Below are 18,969 nucleotides of genomic sequence, written 5' to 3'. Positions count from 1 at the left end.
CTCCGCAGTGGAAAGGTCTTTGCCGCCGACCGGCGACGTGTCCACCATGATAGACGAGACCGTCGAGGAGATCGAGGAGATGCAGACCCACTCCTCCTCGGTCGTCGCCGTGAAGGCGACCCGAGCGCTGCTCGAACTGCTCGAACGGGAGTTCGCGACCGTCGAGGAGTACGAGCGCGCACTCGACAGGAACGCCAAGGCCCTCCAGCGCGCGAACCCCTCCCACGCCTCCCTGTACAACGCCATGCGGGAGGTCGTCGACACGGTGAACGAGGCCGAGAGCGAGGACGTCGACGACGCCAAGGCGACGACGAGCGAGGCAGTCGAGCGCGTCGTCGATGCCGTCGAACACGGCAAGGGCGGCGCGGCGAAGCGCGCGGCCGAGCACATCGAGGACGGGAGCACCATCCTCACCCACGACTACTCCTCCACGGTGCTCGAGGCCATCGAGCTCGCGACGCGCGACGGCGCCCACGTCGAGATGTACGTAACGGAGGCGCGGCCGCGCTACCTCGGTCGGAAGACGGCCCGCACGCTCGCCGGCAACGACCGCGTCGAGACGCACCTCTTGACCGACGCCGCGTCGGGGTACTACCTCGACGGTTGCGACGAGGTGTTCGTCGGGATGGACTGCATCGTCGGCGACACGCTCTACAACCGCGTCGGGACGTACACCATCGCGGCGACGGCCGCCCACTGCGACGTCCCCGTGAGCGTCGTCGGCTCCAGCTCGAAGGTCATCGAGAGCGGGTTCGTCTTCGAGAACGAGTTCCGGTCGCCAAGCGAGGTCATGCGCGAGCCCGCGGAGGGGTTCGACGTCAAGAATCCGGCGTACGATGCGACGCCGGTGTCGCTGCTGGAGCGGGCGATCACGGACGACGGCGTGATGGAGTTCTGAGCTACCGGTCGGCCGCCGGCGGTTCGTCCCGACCGATGGTTATCTCGTGGGCCTCGACGTCCTCGTAGGCCGCGACCTGGCCGCCGACGGTCACGACGCCGTCTTCGGTCTCGAGCGTGAGCCCGGCGACCTCCTCTGTCATCTCGAAGGAGATGTCGGTGATCAGCCCGCGGATCAGCCGTGGCGTCCCGGTCTCGACGTCTCGACCTTCGATGGTCGCGTAGAACTCGCCACCCTCGTCGATGAGGTCCTTCACTGCGCGACGGATGGAGGAGTAGCGGCGCGGGAACGGCCGGTTCTCGCCGTCGGCGAACACCTCGTCGGCGGTCGTCCACAGCACCGTGCCGAAGAAGCCGGAGACGAGGAAGCCGAGCGCGGAGCGGTTGAAGATGACGCCGTAGCGGTCCTGATCGTCCCGGAGCGCGTCCTGCGTCGCGTAGATGGAGTAGGACCCGTCGGCGACGGCCATGACCGGCGTTGTGATACCGCGGCGGACACGGACCGTGGTCGCGATGCGCTCGTAGTCGAACTCGTCGGGGTCCGGCGCGCCGGCGGCGGGGGTCACCAGCAGCTCGATGCTGATGCCCTGGTGGTGCCGGGTCGCCAGCAGGTCCTCGAAGCGTTCGAGCAGGTCCGGTGTGAGCGACAGCGCCAGCTCGTATTCGGCGGCATCGATGACCTCCTCCAGATAGCGAAGGATGGTCGAGCGAGATTTGACGAGAGAGACGGCCTCCGTGTCGCGAGCGGGGGCGGTGTAGCGGGCGTTCAGTTCGTCGACGAGCTCCGACAGCGACGACTCCAGGTCCGAGAACGCGTCGTCGGGGTCGACGGCGATGATCTTCATCGGTCGCGACTCGCGGAGTTCGACGAGTCCGCGGTCCGAGAGGCTCCGGACCGTATCGTACACGCGAGGCTGTGGGATCTCCGTCCGGTCGGCGATCTCCGATGCGGTGAGCTGCCCGTGTTCGAGCACAGTGAGGTAGGCGTCGATCTCGTACTCCCCGAGATTGAACCGGTCCCCAACCCGCTCCATCGTCCCACGGAGGTCGTCGGATGGCATACCGTATCAACTCTGGGCGACCGTTAAATCATTTACTGAAATTCGAGTAGCACCCTGTTCCGAAACGCGCTCCTGTCACACTATCACATGTACATCCTGTCGTCAGGCGTTTCGCGCTCCGGGACGGACTCCAGCCGTTGGGCGAGTTCCGAGTAGTAGAGGGCCACGCTCTCCGCGAACTCCTCCAGCGGACCCGTGTCGAGGTCGAGCTCGTACACCGTGGAGACGGCTTCGAGGAGGTTCACAGCGGCCTCCACGTCGGGGGCCTGTGCATGCACCGGCGTCACGTAGACGCCGACCGCGAGCGACGAGTCCATCCCGCGTTCGACGAGTGCCGCGTTCACGCCGTCGAGGAAACCGCTCCCCATCGGTGGAATCTCGCTCCCCTCGAGCCGTCGCCGTCGGTAGTCCTCGGTCGCGACGTAGAAGCTCCGGTGGTCCTCGGGCCCGTGCGGCACCGGGACGCCGGAGAGCACGGCGACCTCCTCGACCGCGTTCGCCTCGGTCCAGTCGAGCACGGCGCGGGCGAACGGTTTGGCGGCCCAGACGGGGACGAACAGCTCCGACATCAGCACAGTCAGGTTCAGGTCGTCCCGCGAGAGCAGTCGGGTGCTGTACCGGGGCGTGCCGTCGTTGAACGGGGTGATGGAGGGGAGGTCCTGCGCGACGATGTGGCCGGTCTCCTCGAGGTCGAGCTGCTCGACCAGGTAGTCGACGGCCGTGAGCCCGGCGAGACCGAACTGCGAGAAGCCGGCGACGACCACGTCGGACACCGCCTCGTCGTGTGTCACGTCGAATCGAACGTCCTCGGTCGCTTGAGTGGCCATACCTGACGTACGCCTTTCAGGGCGATAAAACCGGCACCGACTCGCGTTCGACCGGGGTCCCAACCCTTATCTCGGGGCAGTGAGACGGCAGGAATATGACACCCGGGTCGGTCACGCAGGACGGCAGTACGACGACCGCCGGGAACGGGACCACGACGCAGGCGCCGGGAACGACGACGACCAACGGGTCGACCGAGCAGGGCATCCAGTTCATCGACGGACTGCTGCCCGACGCGGTGCCACACGTGGCTGTGGAGCTCGGGGCTGCGATGTTCGTCCTCATCGCCGGCTGGTACGTCTCGAAGCTGGTCATCCGGCTGTTCGGGCGGACCATCGCCCGGCGCATCCAGCGGCCGAGCATCACCCAGACGGTGCTCCGGTCGGTCCGGCTGGCGATCATGCTCGTCGCAGTCGCCTTCTCCCTCTCCATCGTCGGCTTCCGCGGGAGCGACATCCTCCTCTCGGTCGGTGTGTTCTCGGCAGTGCTCGGTATCGTGCTCGCCCCCATCGTCGGGAGCATCATCAACGGCGTGTTCGTCCTCGCGGATCAGCCGTACGAGATCGGCGACATGATCGAGATCTCCGACAGCAACACCCGCGGGTTCGTCGAGGACATCACCATCCGGTACACGAAGATATTCACGCTCGACAACACGTTCATCGTCATCTCGAACTCGTCCATCCGGGACCGCGACATCGTGAACTACTCCGCGGAGGACGAGCGGACGCGGCTGTCCCTCGCACTGACGGTCACCTACGAGGGCGACCTCGCGGAGGCCCGGGAGCTGATGGAGGACGCAGCGAAGGGGGTCGACGGCGTCATCACGGGGGGGCCGGACATCCGCATCGGGTCGGCGCGGTACCCGGCAGCCCCGACCTGCTTCATCGACGAGTACGCCGACCACGGGGTGAAGCTGGTGCTGCGCTACTGGGCCAAGGAGCCGTTCAAGCTCATGCGGGTCCGCTCCGAGGTGAACGAGGCGGTGTGGGACCGGCTGGAGGACGCCGACGTCCACATCCCGTACCCGCACTCGCACGTCGTCTTCGACGAGACGAGCGGCTCGCTCCCGGTCGAGATGCAGCGCGGGGGGGAGCAACCCGGACCCGCACGACGGGCCGGCGAGTGGCCCGAGGACGGCGAGGAGTGACTACTCGGCCTCGACCGTGACGACCTCGCAGTCGAGGTTGCGCCGGAGGTAGTCGTCGATGTCCGGCTCGTCGACGACCTTCTGGAGCATGCGCCGCCAGCGGCCCACCTGCTTCGAGCCGATGACGACGACGTCGGCCTCCTCGGCGGCCACCTCGTCCAGGATGGTCTCCTCGACGAGGAAGCCGCGCCGGACGACGTACCGTGCGTACGGGACGGTCCCGAACGCGCGCTCGGTGGCCCGCTTGAGGTCTGCCCGGGAGACGCGTTTTCCGTTCTGGTAGAGGTTGACGTGGAGGACGGTCAGCGCCGCGTCGCGGTCCTTCGCGATGTCGATGGCCGACTCGAGCGTCGCTCTGGAGTGCTTGCTGAGTGGATATCGGACGGGGACGACGACGCGAGTCATCGCGTGAAGCAAGTGGATGTGTGCGGGTAAAACTTCTCAATCGCGCCGCCAGACGACGCGGCCGTCGACGCTCGGGTCGACCCCGACCGAGCGGGCGTACGACGCGAGCACCTCGTACTGCGTGTCGTGGAGCGCGACGCGGTGGTCCTCGTCGAGCGTCGGGAACTCGTGGTCGGTGTGGAACAGGTAGTCGGTCGTCGCGACCGTGTAGGTCGCCTCGGGGTCGACCGGCTCGCCGGCGACGGTCGCGTCGACGAGTTCGTGGTCGCTCCGGTCCCAGGTGACCGAGGCCCCGCTGATGTGGGCGTGCCACCAGTCGAGTTCGCCGAACGCGAGGTTCGCGCCGCTGGCCTCGCGGAAGACCGCGCGGAGCTCGGCACCGGTGACCTCTGCAACCGCGACGGGCTCCTGGAACGGAACGACGCTCACGAGGTCCGCGATGGTGACCTCGCCGTCGAGCGCGTCGCCCTCGCGGATGCCGCCGGAGTTCTGGAGGCCAACGTCCGCCTCGGTCGCCCAGCGGTAGGCGTCCGCGACGAAGTTGCCGATACGACTCTCGCCGCGGAACGCAGCCGAGTTCGTCCGCTCGATGGGCTCGTCGACGTGCCCGACGACCTCGTCGAGGTCGGCCGCCGTCATCCGGTCGCGGAGGGTGTCCGCGAGCGCCTCGTCGCGGTTCCCGTTCATCGGGTCGTGTCGGGTCGCCTCGGGGCCGTCCGGGCCGAGTTCGACCTCGTAGACCGCGGCGGCGTTGACGCCGGGACGCAGGAGGAGCGTGTCGTCGATCCACTCCTCGACCACGCTGTGGACGTGCCCGCCGAGGACGACGTCCACGTCGACCGAGACGGCGAGCTCCTCGTCCCCCTGTCCGAGGTGCGAGACGGCCACGACGTGGTCCACGCCGGCGTCCCGGAGCGCGTCGACGGCGTCCTCCGCCGCGGCGATGGGCTCGGTGAAGTGCAGTTCGGTCGCGTTGGGGTTGATGGAGGGCGTCTTCGGGTCGGTGACGCCGAAGAAGCCGACACGCGCGCCGTCGACCTCCCGGATCGTCCACGGCTCCGTCAGGTCGGGTGCGAACCGGCCGTCGCCGTCCCTGACGTTCGCGCTGACCCAGGTCTGTGGCGAGTCGGCGACGATGTCGTGCGTGGCTGCGGGGCCGTAGTCGAAGTCGTGGTTGCCGAAGGTCTCGACGTCGGTGTCGACGGCGTGGAAGAAGTCGAGCGCCTGCCGGCCCTCGGTCACGAGCGAGAGGACGCCGGGGGAGGTGTTGTCGCCGGAGCCGACGACGAGCGCGTCGTCGTCGCGGAGCGCGGCCAGTGTGCCGGCGAGCCGCCCGATCCGGTCGGGGTCGTCGTAGGCGTTCTCGACGTCGGAGTAGTGGAGCAGACGGGGAGACATACACCCTGCGTAGCCGTGGTTCGCAGATGAACGTGTCGTTCCGGCAGGCGTTCCCGGTCGGCCCGTCGCCTCACCCGGAGACGTCGTCGGGCGTGGCGTCGGAGACCTCGTCCAGCACGGGGCGCCGAACGCGCCCCTCTATCCGCGGGTCCAGACCCTGCTCGCGGACGTACTCGACGATGGCGTCGAACTGCTGGCCGTGGCTGTCGACCACGTCCTCGGGACCGAACGCCTCGAACAGGTGCGAGGATTCGACGTAGTAGCCGCTCGTGGCGAGCCGGTAGGTGGCCCCGTGTTCGAGCGGTTCGCCGTCGACGAGTATCTCCCGCGCCTCGTGGGTCACGTCGTCCCAGACGACCGAGACGCCGCTGAGGTGGCCGAACCAGTGGGTCGGTACCTCGTCGCCGTACTGGGCGAGCGACGCATCGTGGACCGTCTCTCTGACCTGCTGGCCGGTTATCTGGACCGACACCAGCTCGTTCTCGAACGGGCAGAGCCCGACGAGGTCGGCGGGTGTCACGTCGCCGGCGAGCGGGTCGGTGGTCCGGAGGCCGCCGGAGGAGTGGACCGCGATGTCGGCCTCCGCGACGTAGCGGTACGCGTCGGTGACGAGGTTGCCGACGCGGCTCTCGCCCTGCTTGGTGTCGTTGCGGTCGACCGTCACGGGCTCGTCGAGCGTGGCGACCACGTCGGACAGTCCGGCCTCGCGGCGGCGACTCTCGAGCGCGTCGAGCAGGTCCTCGGCGACCGGTGCGTCGCGGGTCGGGAGCCGATAGCCTCGCGGCCGGTCCTCGAAGACGACCTCCGAGAGTCCCGATGCGTTCGAGCCGGCCCGGACGAGCAGCGTGCCGGAGACGACATCGAGGAACTCCTCGTGGGCGTGCCCGCCGAGGACGACGTCCACGTCGAGGTCCTCGGCCAGCGGCGTGTCGTCGCCGCAGTGCGAGAGGACGACCACGTGGTCCACGTCGCGCTCGCGCAGTTCCGCGACGGCGTCGCCCGCGGCGTCGACGGGGTCACGGAAGGTCAGGGGCGACGCGGAGGGGTTGATGTCGGCCGTGGTCGGGCTGGCGACCCCGGTGACGCCGACGCGGTGCTCGCCCGCCTCGCAGACGGTCCACGGGACGACGCCCTGGTCGGTGGCGAACAGGTCGGCGTCGTCGCCGTCGTCCGTGCGGACGTTCGCGCAGATCCACGGCATCGGCGAGTCGGCGACGACGTCGCGGGTCACCTCGGGACCCCGGTCGAAGTCGTGGTTGCCGAACGTGTCGCCGTCGGGTTCGACGCATTCGAAGAAGTCCAGCGCGTGGCGGCAGTCGGTCACGAGCGAGAGCACGCCCGGGCCGAGGTTGTCGCCAGCGCCGAAGACGAGCGTCTCCTCGTCGCGACGTTCGCGGACGAGACCGACGAGTCTCGCGAGCAGCTCCGGGTCGTCCGGTGCTCGTTCGACGTCCGCGTAGTGGAGGATGCGGAGGGGCATGGTACATCGGTGCGCCCACCGGGTCATGAACGTTCGCCTTCCCTGTCAGGTGGGCGCACGGTCGTGGCGCCAGCCCGTCACGGGGCCCCGTTCTGCTCGAACCAGTCCACTGGTCCGGTCGGGATGCCGGCCGTCTCGGCGTGGGCGACCATCGCCTCGTGGACCCTGCCCGGTTCGGCGACGATCTGATTCTCGGTGATGGTCGGGAACTCGACGTCCTCGGCCGCGAGGTACTCGATGGTGGTCAGCCGGTAGGTCGCGTCGGCGGCGACCGGCTCGCCGTCGACGGTCAGGTCCGCCGGACGTCCGCGCTCGGCGTCCCAGACGACGTCGATGCCGGCGAACTGCCCGTTCCACGGCGGACCGTCTCGGTCCACGTGCCCGCCCCCGGCTTCGGTGACGACTGCGCGGAGGTCGGCCCCGTCCAGCTCGACCGTGACCAGTTCGGCCGGGAACGGGACGAGCGAGTGGAGGTCGACCTGCCGGACGGCGCCCGAGAGCGGGACGCCGCAGTCCCGCATCGTCATGCTGTTGATCAGTCCCACGTCCGCGTCGTCCGCCCGACGGAGGGCCTCGGCGACGAACGTCCCGACGGGCGAGGGCTCGCGAACGGCGCGGTCGACGCGACCCTCGACGTGGGCCACCACGTCGTCGAGTTCGACGGCCGCGAGCTTGTCGCGCAGGGTCGCGGTCAGCTCGGTGTCGGGCTCGTGGGTGGGTACGTCGTGGAACTCGGTTGTCGCGTCACCGTCCGGGTCGACGCGGACCTCGGCGAGTCGCTGGCCGGCCGGGCCGGGCCTGACGAGCCGGGTCCCGGCGACGACCTCGTCGCGGACCGTGTGGTCGTGCCCGCCGAGGACGACGTCGACGTCCACCGATCTGGCGATCGGCGCGTCGTCGCCGCAGTGCGAGAGGCCGACGAGGTACTCCGCACCGGCGTCGCGGAGGGAAGCGGTGGCCTCGCGGGCCGCCGCGATCGGGTCCCGTGCGTCGAGTTCCACGTCTGGCTTGATGTCTGGTAGCGCCGGCGTCGTCACGCCGAAGAGCCCCACACGACCGGCCGCGGTGTCGATGGTCGTCCACGGTTCGGTCGCGTCAGCTGCGAACCGGTCACCGTCTCCCCTTCCGCCCTCGTAGAGGTTCCCACAGAGCCACGTCGGGGACGTCTCCGCGGCGAACCGGCGGGCACGTTCGGTCGGCCCGTCGAACTCGTGGTTGCCGAACGTCTCCACGTCCGGTTCGACCGCGTCGAAGAACGCCACGGCGTGCCCGTCGTCGTCGGCCTCGAAGCCGAGCACGCAGGGACCGGTGTCGTCGCCGCCGCCGGTCACGACGGTCCGGTCGTCGCGGCGCTCGCGTATCGCGGTCGCGAGCCGACCCACCCGTTCGGGCACGTCGTAGGCGGCCTCCAGGTCGGCGTAGTGCAGCAGTCGGAGGGTCACGTGCCGCCGTTGCTCGCGCGTCGGCAAGAACGTTCCTCCGGAGACGAACAGACCTAAGCGACGCGACTCCCAACGCGGTTGCATGAGCGACCACGCGCTGGAGGAACTGCGCACTGCGGAGGGCGAGACGGTGTACGTGGACCGGCTGGAGGGCGACCGCGGCTCGAAGGCTCCCTTCTTCGTCGTCTACCGGACGCCGGACCGCGAGCGGAAGTACGGCTGGTTCTGTGCGAACTGCGAGACGGTGGACAACGCGATGGACTCGATGGGGCGCATCCAGTGCAACGTCTGCGAGAACTTCCGGAAGGCGACCGAGTGGGACGCGGCACACGAGTGAGTGCCACGTCCGCCGCCGACGAGTCGACGGACAGGTCTGTCGACGAGTGAACGACCTCGGGACGACACCTGACCGATTTCGACCGTTTCAGCAGCCGTCGACAGAGGTTTCCGATGGTTAGTTTGGGTGAACGTTTATTAGGGTGGCTGTGGTATTAGTTACCGAATGTGCCCCGTTAACACGAACCGGCACTTGCGGGAGGAAGCGGAGTCGATTTTCAGCCGCCTCGGCTACACCGTCACGACCGACGGCGACGAAGTCCGTGCAGAACGAGACTGGAAGGTCGTCCACGTGACCGCCACCGAGGAGCTACACAATCCGCCGGAGTCCTCCTCCCCCGGTTCGTATCGCTGCTTCGTCACCCGGACGGAGCACGCCGACGCGGTCCGTCGGCGCGTCCGCGAGACCGACCCGGAGTACGAGTGGGCAGTCATCGGTGTCGACGACGAGGCCGACTACCAGGTCGAGCGCGCGCCCCCGGCCATCTGACCGGACGGCAGACCGCCGTCTGGCCTGCTACAGCTTCTCTGCGGTCGCTTCAGCACCACCGGCCGCGTCGACGGCCGCGCCCTCGTCCTCCAGGACGCTCCCGAGCGCGTTGACGAGGTAGGTGACGTTCTTCGGCCGCGCGGAGTGACCCATGCAGCCGATGCGGAATATCTCGCCCGAGAGGTCACCGAGCCCGCCGGCGATCTCGAGGTCGTACTCGTCGAGCAGCCGCGAGATGACCTCGCCGTCGTCGACCCCGGCGGGCACCCGCACCGCGTTCAGGCTGGGGAGCCAGTAGTCGTCGGGAGCGTTCATCTCCATCCCCATCGCCTTCACGCCGGCCTTCAGCGCGCCGGCCATGCGCTCGTGGCGCTTCCAGCGGCTCGCGATTCCCTCCTCGGCGACGAGCCGCAGCGCCTCGCGGAGCGCGTAGACGTTCGTGATTGGTGCGGTGTGGTGGTAGGCGCGCTCCTCGCCCCAGTAGCCCTCCAGCAGCGAGAGGTCGAGGTACCACGAGCGGGCCGGCTCCTCGCGGGCGAGCACCTTGTCCATCGCGTCGTCGTTCAGCGTCAGCGGCGACGCGCCGGGCGGACAGGACAGGCACTTCTGCGGGCCCGCGTACGCCACGTCGATGTCCCACTCGTCGACGCGGAGCTCGACGCCGCCGATGCTGGTGACGGTGTCGGCGACGACGAGCGCGTCGTGCTCGTGGGCGATGCGTGTCAGCTCGGACACCTCGGGCTGGCGGACGCCGGTGCTCGTCTCGGCGTGGACGAACCCGAACACGTCGGGCTGGTGCTCGTCGAACGCGTCGGCGACGTCCGCCGGCGAGAGCGGTTCGCCCCACGGTGCGTCGACCTCGACGACCTCGCCGCCTGCGCGACGGGTCATCTCGGCCATCCGCCCGCCGAAGTAGCCGTTCGTCGGGACGAGCATCGTGTCCCCGGGCTCGACGACGTTCCCGATGGCGGCCTCCATCGCGGCGCTCCCCGTCCCCGACACCGGGATGGTCCACTGGTTGTCGGTGCGGAACGTGTAGCGCAGGAGCTCCTGCACCTCGTTCATGACCTCGATGAACGAGGGGTCGAGGTGTCCGACGAGGGGCGTGCTCATCGCGCGGAGCACCCGGGGGTTGACGTCGCTCGGCCCGGGCCCCATCAGCGTGCGGTTCGGCGGCGTGAGTTCGCCGACCTGTGGTGTGTCCTGCATGTCCGGGCAATCGGCACCTCGCGGGAAAAAGGTATCTCGCGCGTGGCGAAGGCATTTACCGTGGTATGCCGTCACGTAACACGATGGCCACGGACGACTCCGCCCGCACGAGTCACGACTCCCTCGGGTTCGCACACCCGGACGACGAGTCCTACGCCGAACTCGCCGTCGACCTCCGGTCGTCGGTCCGCGGTGACGTCCGGTTCGACGAGTACGCACAGGTGCTGTACGCCACGGACGGGAGCATCTACCAGGCCCGGCCCGCTGGCGTGGTCGAACCACGGGACGCCGCGGACGTGCAGGCGGCTGTCCGGACGGCGGCCGACCACGGCGTCCCGGTGCTGCCACGCGGGGCGGGCACCTCGCTGGCCGGGCAGGGCGTCGGGAAGGGCTGTGTCGTCCTCGACTGCTCGGTGCACATGGACGCGGTGCTCGAGGTCGACCCCCACGCACAGACCGCCCGCGTCCAGCCCGGCGTCGTGCAGGACGACCTCGACGCCGTCCTCGAACCCCACGGACTCCAGTTCGCACCGGACCCGGCCTCCTCGGCGCGTGCGACCGTCGGCGGCGGCATCGGCAACAACTCGACCGGCGCGCACTCGGTCCGCTACGGCATCACCGACGCCTACGTCCGGTCCGTCGACGTCGTGCTCGGTGACGGCCTGGAGGCGACGTTCGGCGACGTGGTGCTGGACTCGCGCGAGTGGGACGAACTCCTCGCCCGCGACGACCGCGTCGCCGACCTCCACCGGACGGTCCGGACGGTCGTCGAGGAGCACCAGTCCGAGATCGAGGCGCGCTACCCCGAGCTCAAGCGCTGCGTCTCCGGCTACAACCTCCACAAGGTGGTCCGCGAGGAGGACGGCGAGCGCGTCATGAACCTCGCGAAGCTCGTCGTCGGGAGCGAGGGCACGCTCGGTGTCGTCACCGCCGCGGAGCTCGACCTCGTGACCAGACCCGAATCCACCGCGCTGGCGGTGTTCGCGTACGACGACCTCGTCGACGCGCTCGCGGCCGTCCCCGACGCGCTCTCCCACGACGCGAGCGCGGTCGAGCTCGTCGACGACCGGGTGGTCGCGATGGCCCGGGACGCCCCGGAGTACAGCGAGTACGCCGAGCCGTTCCCCACGGACGCCGCCGCGTTCCTGCTCGTCGAGTTCGACTCGGAACTGCACGACGACTTCGTGGCGGCCATCGACGAGGTCACCGACACCCTCCAGCGCGAGGGGGCGGCCACCGAGCACCTCGAGGCGTTCGACCCCGCGGACCAGGCCGACCTCTGGAAGCTCCGGAAGGCGGCCATCCCGCTGCTGATGTCGATGGACGGCGACCCGAAGCCGTACCCGTTCATCGAGGACGCGACCGTCCCCCCGGAGCGGCTCGCCAGCTACGTGACCGAGTTCGAGGCGGTCCTGGACCGCCACGGCACCTCGGCGGCGTACTTCGCTCACGCCGGCGTCGGCACCCTCCACATCCGGCCCATCCTGAACCTGAAGACGGAGGACGGCGTCGAGACGATGCACGCCATCGCCGAGGACGTGACCGACCTCGTGCTCGAGTACGACGGCGCGTTCTCCGGGGAACACGGCGACGGGCTCGCGCGCACCGAGTTCACGCCGAAGCTGTACGGTCCCGACCTCTGGAACGCCTTCAAGCGGGTGAAGACCGCGTTCGACCCGGCGTGGCAGCTCCACCCCGGCAACGTCGTCTACCGGGACTCGCCGGCGGACAACGGCCCGCCGAACGGGCGCGGCGTCGGCGCGGACATGCGCGAGCACCTGCGCTACGGCGCCGAGTACAGCGCGGTCGAGCCACAGACCGCCCTCGACTTCGACGACGACGGCGGCTTCGCCCACCTCGTCGAGCTCTGCAACGGCTGTGGCACCTGCCGCCAGACCGGCCAGGACACGATGTGTCCGACCTACCGCGCCAGCCGGGAGGAGATACAGTCGACCCGGGGCCGGGCGAACCTGCTCCGGGCGGCCATCAGCGGCGAGCTCGACGACGAGGAGCTGTACTCCGACCGGTTCCAGTCGGAGGTGCTCGACCTCTGTGTCGGCTGCAAGGGCTGTGCGAGCGACTGCCCGACCGGCGTCGACCTCGCGAAGCTGAAGGCGGAGCTGAAACACCAGCACCACGAACGCGACGGCGCCTCGCTCCGAGAGCGGCTGTTCCGCGACATCGACCGCTGGGCGAGCGTCGGGAGCACGCTCGCGCCGCTGTCGAACTGGGCGACGAAGCTCCCCGGCTCGCGCGCCGTCGGCGAACGGCTGCTCGGCGTGGCCGCCGAACGCGACCTCCCGACGTTCGAGCGCGAGAGCCTCGTCGACTGGTTCGACGCCCGCGGGCCGGGGGTGCCGCCCGACGCAGACCGGCGGGTCGTCCTCTTCCCGGACACCTACACGAACTACACGGAGCCAGCTGTCGGCAGGGCCGCGGTCCGGGTGCTGGAGGCCGCCGGCGTCCACGTCGCGGTCCCGGACGACCTCGGCCCGAGCGGGCGCCCGGCGTACTCGCTCGGCTTCCTCGACGAGGCGCGAGAGCGAGCCGCGGCGACCGTCTCGACGCTCGAACCGCTCGTCGCGGACGGCTGGGCTGTCGCCTTCGTCGAACCCAGCGACGCGTCGATGCTCCGCGACGAGTACGCCGACCTCCTGCCGGACTCGACGGGCCGGGCGACCGTCGCCGACGCGAGCTACGGCGTCTGCGAGTACCTCGACCGCAACCGGCTCGTCGAGGAGCTGCCGACGGACGCGCCGGACGACCGCCTCGTCTATCACGGCCACTGCAACCAGAAGGCGCTCGGCACGGACCACCACGCCGTCGGCGTGCTCCGGCGGGCGGGCTACGCGGTCGAACCGCTCGACTCCGGCTGCTGTGGCATGGCGGGGAGCTTCGGCTACGAGGCCGAGCACCACGAGCTCTCGCGGGCCATCGGCCGCATCCTCTTCGAACAGGTCGATGCAGCCGCGGGCCGGCCGGTCGCCCCCGGCGCGTCCTGCCGGACCCAGCTCGGCGACAGGCCCGACGCGGAGCGGCCACAGCATCCCATCGAGGCCGTTGCCGACGCGCTCGACGACGAGTGAGCACCGGCTACGACCGCTGCTGGACGTGGATTTACCATCCCGGGAGCCCAGGGTCGGGCCATGCAGGACCAGCCAGACCCACCGAGCGGCGTGCTCGAGCTCGTCGAACGCTCGCTCGACCTGTTCGTCACCGACATCACCGAGGCACTCCCGAAGGTGCTCGCAGGCGTCGTGTTCCTCGTCATCGCGGGCCTGCTCGTGAAGCTCGTCATGCTCGTGGTGCGCCGGGTGCTCGTGCGGGCGCTCCCCGGCGAGGCACCCGTGTATCGCCAGTTCCTCTCGACCGTCGTCGCGGTCGTGCTCTGGTTCGCGGTCGCGCTCTCGTTCCTCTCCGTGGTGGGGCTGTCCGAGCTCGCCGCCGCACTGGGTACCTCGGCCGGCTTCATCGCGCTCGGCGTCTCCTACGCGCTCTCGGGCATGATCGCCGACGCTGTCGCCGGCGTCTACCTGCTCCGGGACCCCGACTTCAACCCGGGCGACGAGGTGACCGTCGGCGACGTCAGCGGCGAGGTGACCACCATCGAGCTCCGCAAGACCCGGTTCGCCGTCGACGGCGACACCGTCGTCCGCGGCAACGCCGAGATCGAGAAGAAGTGGACGAAGCGGGGCGAGCCGAGCGACGCGAGCGTGGCCGACGACTGAGACGGATTCGCACGCTCGGCGAGTGACTTATGCCTCGCCGCGGCGTACAGAACCTGACATGATGCTCGGGCACTCGCTGCTGGCGTTCGCACTCGTCGCGACGCTCGCACGTGCTCTCGACGCGCCACCGAGGCGCGCGCTGGCCGCCGGCGCCGCCGCGGGAGCGTTCGCCGCGGTGCCCGACGTGGACATGGTGTACGCGCTCACCGGCCTCGCCGGCGCGGAGATCGACGGGGTGTTCTCGGTGACGACCGCGTTCTGGTCCGCCAGCACCGTCGTCCACCGCTCGATGACCCACTCGCTCGTCGTCGCCCCGGTCGCGGCCCTCGCGTTCGCGCTCGTCGTGGTGCGCGGCCGCCACGCGACCCGCGCGACGGTCGCCGGCTTCGTCCTGCTCGGCGGGGTGACCGTCGTCGCCACGGCGCTCCACGGACTGCTCGGGCTCGTCGTCCTCGGCGCGTTCTCGCTCGCCGGCGTGGCCGTCGCGGCCGTCGTCCGCGAGAGCAGCCAGCTCGACGGACGGACGACCTTCGCGGTGGCGCTCGCCGGACTGGCCTCGCACCCCTTCGGCGACCTGTTCACGGGCGAGCCGCCGGCGATGCTCTGGCCGCTCGACGCCACGGTCCTCACCGGTCGCGTCGCGCTCTCGGCCGACCCGACGCTCCACCTGCTCGGCGCGTTCGCACTGGAGCTGGCGGTCATCTGGGCCGCCTTGCTTGCGTTCTGCTGGGTGACCGACCGTCGCCCACGAGTACAGCCCCGGGCGGCTGCGGGCCTCGCCTACGGGGGCGTCTTCTTCCTGCTCCCACCGCCGACGCTCGACGTCTCCTACCACTTCGTGTTCTCCATCGTCGCGGTGGGGACCGTGCTGGCGGTGCCCGTCGCCGCACCGACCAGGACGAGCGTGGCACTGGACACGCTGCGACGGTCGGTCGCCGACCACGGCGTCAGCTCCGTCACGACCGGGCTCGCGGCGGTCACGCTGGCGCTCCTCGCCTACGGCACGCTCTACGTGTTCGTGTGAGTCGCCGGCGAATACAGACTCTTGTACCCCCGGCCCCACGTGCTACCGTATGACGGAACGACGGGACCTGGATCGACTGTTCGAGGAACACCGGTTGAACGCCGTTCTCTCGTGGTTGCTCGTCGCCATCGTCGTCCTGGCAGCCATCGAGGAGGTCGTCCTCGGTGACTGGCTCTGGACGGTGTTCGCACTGGCGGTCGCCGCCGTCGCCGTCCTCCCGCCACTGACACATCGACGCTGGCTCGTGATGCTTCCCTGGGAGGTGTTGCTGCTCGCCGCGCTGCCCGTTCTCGGCCGGACCGCGCTGTTCCGCGGGCTGGTGAACGACCTCGTGCTCGCGACGATGCCCGCGGTACAGGAGTTCCTCTCGACCTCGCCGGTGTCCAGTACGGCCGCGTACGTCTCGGTGGCCGCCTTCGCACTCATCGTCGTCGTCGAACTGCACGTGTTCACCCCGGTCAAGCTCACCTCGGGGTTCGCCGTCCTCACGGTCGTCGTGCTGACACTGGCCGCGGCTGGTGTCTGGGCGGTCGTCAGGTGGCTCGCGCACATCTACATCGGCACGGGCTTCTACACGGAGCTCGACCCGCTGATGCTCGAGTTCGTCTACTCCGCCGCCGCGGGTATCCTCGCCGGCATCACGTTCGAGGCGTACTTCCGCCGGCAGGACCACACCGCGCGCCGGTCGCTCGCGATGGTCGAGGAGGTGTCGGACGAACTCCAGGAACAGTTCGACCTCGAGGTGCGTGAGAAGTGAGACTGCGCGACCGCGTCGGCATCACGGAGCGCCACCAGCGCGGCCTGACCCGAGCCATGCAGCTCAGCCTCGTCGGCCTGCTGTTCATCGGCGTCGAACGCGGGAACCCGGGTATCGTCGTCAACACGCTACTCGGCCTCGGGGTCACCCAGCTCCCGTCGCTGCTCGAACGCGACTACGGCATCTCCCTCGACGCGGGCCTCACACTGTGGATCACCACCGCGGCGTTCCTCCACGCGTTCGGAACCGTCGGCATCCCCGGCACCGGGACCACGCCCTACCGGAGCACCACCTGGTGGGACCACATGACCCACGCGCTCTCGTCGTCGCTGGTCGCCGCCGTCGGCTACACCACGGTCCGCGCGCTCGACGAGCACAACCCGGACATCGACATCCCGTCCCGGTTCATGTTCGTGTTCATCCTCTCGTTCGTGATGGCGTTCGGCGTCGTCTGGGAGCTGCTCGAGTTCGGCATCGGCATCGTCACCGCGTGGACGGGGAGCGACGGCTTCCTCATCCAGTTCGGCGTGGAAGACACGATGCTCGACCTGCTGTTCAACACGGCGGGCGGTCTCGTCGTCGCGGTCTGGGGGCAGGCGTACCTGACCGACGTGGCGGGTGCGCTCCGGGACCGACTCGACCGCCGGGACGACGAATCGGCCGGCGGCGCGACGTAGCTTTAAGTTTGCATGCCCCGTGCTACCACACGGATATGGTCTTCAAGAAGATCACGCTCATCGGGACGAGTTCGGAGAGCTTCGAGGACGCCGCGGACGACGCCATCGACCGCGCCCAGGACACGATAGACAACGTCCACTGGGTCGAGGTGGAGGAGCTGGGCGTCGAGATCGCGTCGGTGTCGGACCGGGAGTACCAGGCGGAGGTGACGGTGGCGTTCGAGCTGGACGGGTAGAGCGACGACGTCTCACCGGTAGATGGTCCCGTGACCGTTCGTCGTCGTCGAACGGGGACACACCAGCCGCCCAGGACCGAATTTTTCCCACAGGACGGATTCGAGCACCTGCCTCGAGCAGCGACTCGTCCATGACGAGGTCACGCGACCTGACGGACGATACGGCACAGGCGGCGGGAGACGCATCGCTGCGCTCGGGAGACGACGTAGAATGCTGCCGCTAGACGAGCGAGGCCGCCGGGAACGCGCTCACGTCCGGAACGACTCGCCGCAGCCGCACTCCGAGACGACGTTCGGGTTCTCGACGTGGAAGCCGGCGCCCTGCAGTCCGCCCTCGAAGTCGAGGACGCTGCCCTCGACGTAGTTCAGGCTCGACGGGTCGACGAAGACGCGCAGGCCGTGGTGCTCGTAGATGGTGTCGTCCGGTTCCGGCTCGTCGTCGAAGCGCATCCCGTAGGAGAGGCCGGCACAGCCGCCCTGCTGGACGAACAGTCGCAGGCCCGCCTCGTCGGTGTCGAGCCCCTCGCCGTCGAGCAACGAGAGGGCCTCGTCGGCGGCCGTCTCCGTCACCTCGATGCGCGGGGAGGACTCCCCGTCCGCGGTGCCCGTGCTCATACATCCCCGTACGGTCCCGTGGGATGTTAACCCTGTTGCACACTGGGGGTGGTTCTGCCGGTAGTTTCAAGCTACCGCCGCGTCTCTCGCCGGTAGATGTCGGGGACAATCACTGTCCTCCACGTTGACGACGACGACGCGTTGCTCGACCTGACGAGGACGTTGTTGGAACGGGAGGGGGAGGACATCGCGGTCGAGAGCGCCGAATCCGGGTCGGAAGCGTTGACCTGTCTACGGGAGAACGGCCACGTCGACTGCATCGTCAGCGACTACGAGATGCCCGAGATGGACGGCCTCGACCTGCTGGAGCGGGTCCGAGAGCACGACCCGGAGCTCCCGTTCGTCCTGTTCACCGGGAAGGGGAGCGAGGAGATCGCGAGTCGGGCACTCTCGACCGGCGCGACGGAGTACCTCCAGAAGGGTGCGGGCACCGACCAGTACACGGTCCTCGCGAACCGCATCGAGAACGCCGTGGCCAAGCGGCGGGCCGAACGCGAGCGGACCCACACCCGGAACCGGTACCAGGCGCTCATCGAGCACTCCTCGGACCTCGTCACCGTCCTCGACGAGAACGGGTACTTCGAGTACACCAGCCCGTCGACGCGCGACGTGCTCGGCTACGAGCCCGAGGCGCTCATCGGCGAACCCTCGTTCGACATGGTCCACCCCGAGGACCGGTCGACGGTGACCGACGCGTTCGACCGCATGGTCGCGGACCCGAGCGCGACGCCATCGGTCAGCTATCGGCTGCAGCACGCCGACGGCGAGTGGCGCCACCTGGAGTCGAAGGGCGCGAACCGACTCGACCACCCGGCCATCGAGGGGTTCGTCATCAACACGCGGGACGTGACCGAGCGCGTCGAGGCCGAACAGCGTCTCAGCGAGGAGGAGGAGCTGTTCGACGCCGCGCTCGACGCGCTCCCCCACGTGTTCTACGTCGCGAACCTCGACGGCTCGGGCTGGCGCTGGAACCGCGAGCTCGAGGCGGTGAGCGGCTACTCGAGCGAGGAGCTCCGGGACATCGAGATCGACGAGATATTCGCCGAGGAGGACGTCCCGAAGGTGGAGGCCGTGGTCGAGCGCGTGCTCGATGGCGAGACGGTGACCTACGAGGCGCGGATGAAGAAGAAGTCCGGCGAGCTCGACCTGCGGCGCATCAGCGCGTCGCTGCTGACCGACGAGGACGGCGAGGCCATCGGTATCTGCGGTATCGGGGTCGGTATCGACGAGGACGGGTGA

19 protein-coding genes are annotated in these 18,969 nt (G+C 69.4%); 11 read left to right on the top strand and 8 right to left on the bottom strand.

Annotated elements, in window-relative coordinates; translation table 11 throughout:
• Nucleotides 1–46 precede the first annotated feature (46 nt).
• A complete protein-coding gene (locus ACSG06_RS08005) occupies nt 47–898 on the top strand; it encodes an eIF2B alpha/beta/delta subunit family protein (protein WP_440989738.1) in 852 nt (283 codons plus the stop codon).
• Between the two features lies 1 nt (nt 899).
• Here the strand turns inward: ACSG06_RS08005 and trmB are convergent, their stop codons facing one another.
• Both trmB and ACSG06_RS07995 read right to left on the bottom strand, forming a co-directional pair.
• Nucleotides 900–1,958, bottom strand: a complete 1,059-nt coding sequence (gene trmB, locus ACSG06_RS08000; protein WP_440989737.1) for an HTH-type sugar sensing transcriptional regulator TrmB — start codon at nt 1,956–1,958, stop codon at nt 900–902.
• Nucleotides 1,959–2,041: 83 nt separating this feature from the next.
• Nucleotides 2,042–2,785 carry a proteasome assembly chaperone family protein gene (locus tag ACSG06_RS07995; protein ID WP_440989736.1) on the bottom strand — a complete coding sequence of 248 codons (744 nt, stop codon included), beginning with the start codon at nt 2,783–2,785 and terminating at the stop codon, nt 2,042–2,044.
• 95 nt (nt 2,786–2,880) lie between these two features.
• Here ACSG06_RS07995 and ACSG06_RS07990 point away from each other — a divergent pair, with 95 nt between their 5' ends.
• Nucleotides 2,881–3,933, top strand: coding sequence for a mechanosensitive ion channel family protein (locus tag ACSG06_RS07990; protein WP_440989735.1), 1,053 nt, complete (start codon nt 2,881–2,883; stop codon nt 3,931–3,933).
• Here ACSG06_RS07990 and ACSG06_RS07985 read toward each other — a convergent pair whose 3' ends face one another.
• The 4 genes from ACSG06_RS07985 to ACSG06_RS07970 all read right to left on the bottom strand — a co-directional run bounded on the left by ACSG06_RS07985 (nt 3,934) and on the right by ACSG06_RS07970 (nt 8,658).
• Nucleotides 3,934–4,338 (bottom strand): universal stress protein, encoded by a 405-nt coding sequence (locus ACSG06_RS07985; RefSeq protein ID WP_440989734.1) that lies wholly within the window; start codon nt 4,336–4,338, stop codon nt 3,934–3,936.
• A gap of 36 nt (nt 4,339–4,374) precedes the next feature.
• On the bottom strand, nt 4,375–5,736 hold the full coding sequence (locus ACSG06_RS07980; RefSeq protein WP_440989733.1) for a bifunctional metallophosphatase/5'-nucleotidase: 1,362 nt from the start codon (nt 5,734–5,736) through the stop codon (nt 4,375–4,377).
• Between the two features lie 70 nt (nt 5,737–5,806).
• A complete protein-coding gene (locus ACSG06_RS07975) occupies nt 5,807–7,216 on the bottom strand; it encodes a bifunctional metallophosphatase/5'-nucleotidase (RefSeq protein WP_440989732.1) in 1,410 nt (469 codons plus the stop codon).
• 77 nt (nt 7,217–7,293) lie between these two features.
• Nucleotides 7,294–8,658 carry a bifunctional metallophosphatase/5'-nucleotidase gene (locus tag ACSG06_RS07970; RefSeq protein WP_440989731.1) on the bottom strand — a complete coding sequence of 455 codons (1,365 nt, stop codon included), beginning with the start codon at nt 8,656–8,658 and terminating at the stop codon, nt 7,294–7,296.
• 82 nt (nt 8,659–8,740) lie between these two features.
• Between ACSG06_RS07970 and ACSG06_RS07965 the strand changes: the two genes are divergently transcribed.
• Together ACSG06_RS07965 and ACSG06_RS07960 are read left to right on the top strand one after the other, a co-directional pair.
• Nucleotides 8,741–8,995: a DUF5816 domain-containing protein gene (locus ACSG06_RS07965; protein ID WP_440989730.1), complete on the top strand. Its 255-nt coding sequence runs from the start codon at nt 8,741–8,743 to the stop codon at nt 8,993–8,995.
• A 165-nt stretch (nt 8,996–9,160) separates the two neighbouring features.
• Nucleotides 9,161–9,484 carry a DUF7116 family protein gene (locus ACSG06_RS07960; RefSeq protein ID WP_440989729.1) on the top strand — a complete coding sequence of 108 codons (324 nt, stop codon included), beginning with the start codon at nt 9,161–9,163 and terminating at the stop codon, nt 9,482–9,484.
• A gap of 27 nt (nt 9,485–9,511) precedes the next feature.
• Here ACSG06_RS07960 and ACSG06_RS07955 read toward each other — a convergent pair whose 3' ends face one another.
• Nucleotides 9,512–10,693: a pyridoxal-phosphate-dependent aminotransferase family protein gene (locus tag ACSG06_RS07955; RefSeq protein ID WP_440989728.1), complete on the bottom strand. Its 1,182-nt coding sequence runs from the start codon at nt 10,691–10,693 to the stop codon at nt 9,512–9,514.
• Between the two features lie 83 nt (nt 10,694–10,776).
• On the opposite strand from ACSG06_RS07955, the gene ACSG06_RS07950 reads away from it, so the two are divergent.
• From ACSG06_RS07950 to ACSG06_RS07925, 6 genes are read left to right on the top strand one after another with little or no spacing between them, the layout of a single operon-like run.
• On the top strand, nt 10,777–13,779 hold the full coding sequence (locus ACSG06_RS07950; RefSeq protein WP_440989727.1) for an FAD-binding and (Fe-S)-binding domain-containing protein: 3,003 nt from the start codon (nt 10,777–10,779) through the stop codon (nt 13,777–13,779).
• A gap of 60 nt (nt 13,780–13,839) precedes the next feature.
• Complete coding sequence (locus tag ACSG06_RS07945; RefSeq protein ID WP_440989726.1) at nt 13,840–14,421, top strand: mechanosensitive ion channel family protein; 582 nt, start codon at nt 13,840–13,842, stop codon at nt 14,419–14,421.
• Nucleotides 14,422–14,479: 58 nt separating this feature from the next.
• Nucleotides 14,480–15,445, top strand: a complete 966-nt coding sequence (locus tag ACSG06_RS07940) for a metal-dependent hydrolase (protein ID WP_440989725.1) — start codon at nt 14,480–14,482, stop codon at nt 15,443–15,445.
• 49 nt (nt 15,446–15,494) lie between these two features.
• Nucleotides 15,495–16,202 (top strand): hypothetical protein, encoded by a 708-nt coding sequence (locus ACSG06_RS07935; protein ID WP_440989724.1) that lies wholly within the window; start codon nt 15,495–15,497, stop codon nt 16,200–16,202.
• Nucleotides 16,199–16,879: a DUF2238 domain-containing protein gene (locus ACSG06_RS07930; RefSeq protein ID WP_440989723.1), complete on the top strand. Its 681-nt coding sequence runs from the start codon at nt 16,199–16,201 to the stop codon at nt 16,877–16,879. Before ACSG06_RS07935 ends, ACSG06_RS07930 begins: the two co-directional genes overlap by 4 nt.
• Before the next feature lie 35 nt (nt 16,880–16,914).
• A complete protein-coding gene (locus ACSG06_RS07925; protein WP_440989722.1) occupies nt 16,915–17,115 on the top strand; it encodes a dodecin in 201 nt (66 codons plus the stop codon).
• Nucleotides 17,116–17,364: 249 nt separating this feature from the next.
• Here the strand turns inward: ACSG06_RS07925 and ACSG06_RS07920 are convergent, their stop codons facing one another.
• The gene (locus ACSG06_RS07920; RefSeq protein WP_440989721.1) at nt 17,365–17,730 is read right to left on the bottom strand and encodes a HesB/IscA family protein; all 366 of its coding nucleotides are present in this window, start codon (nt 17,728–17,730) and stop codon (nt 17,365–17,367) included.
• 96 nt (nt 17,731–17,826) lie between these two features.
• Between ACSG06_RS07920 and ACSG06_RS07915 the strand changes: the two genes are divergently transcribed.
• Nucleotides 17,827–18,969, top strand: a complete 1,143-nt coding sequence (locus ACSG06_RS07915) for a PAS domain-containing protein (RefSeq protein ID WP_440989720.1) — start codon at nt 17,827–17,829, stop codon at nt 18,967–18,969.

Source organism: Haloarchaeobius baliensis (assembly GCF_052060055.1).
Lineage (GTDB): Archaea > Halobacteriota > Halobacteria > Halobacteriales > Natrialbaceae > Haloarchaeobius > Haloarchaeobius baliensis.
This window is presented reverse-complemented; position numbering and strand designations above follow the sequence as displayed.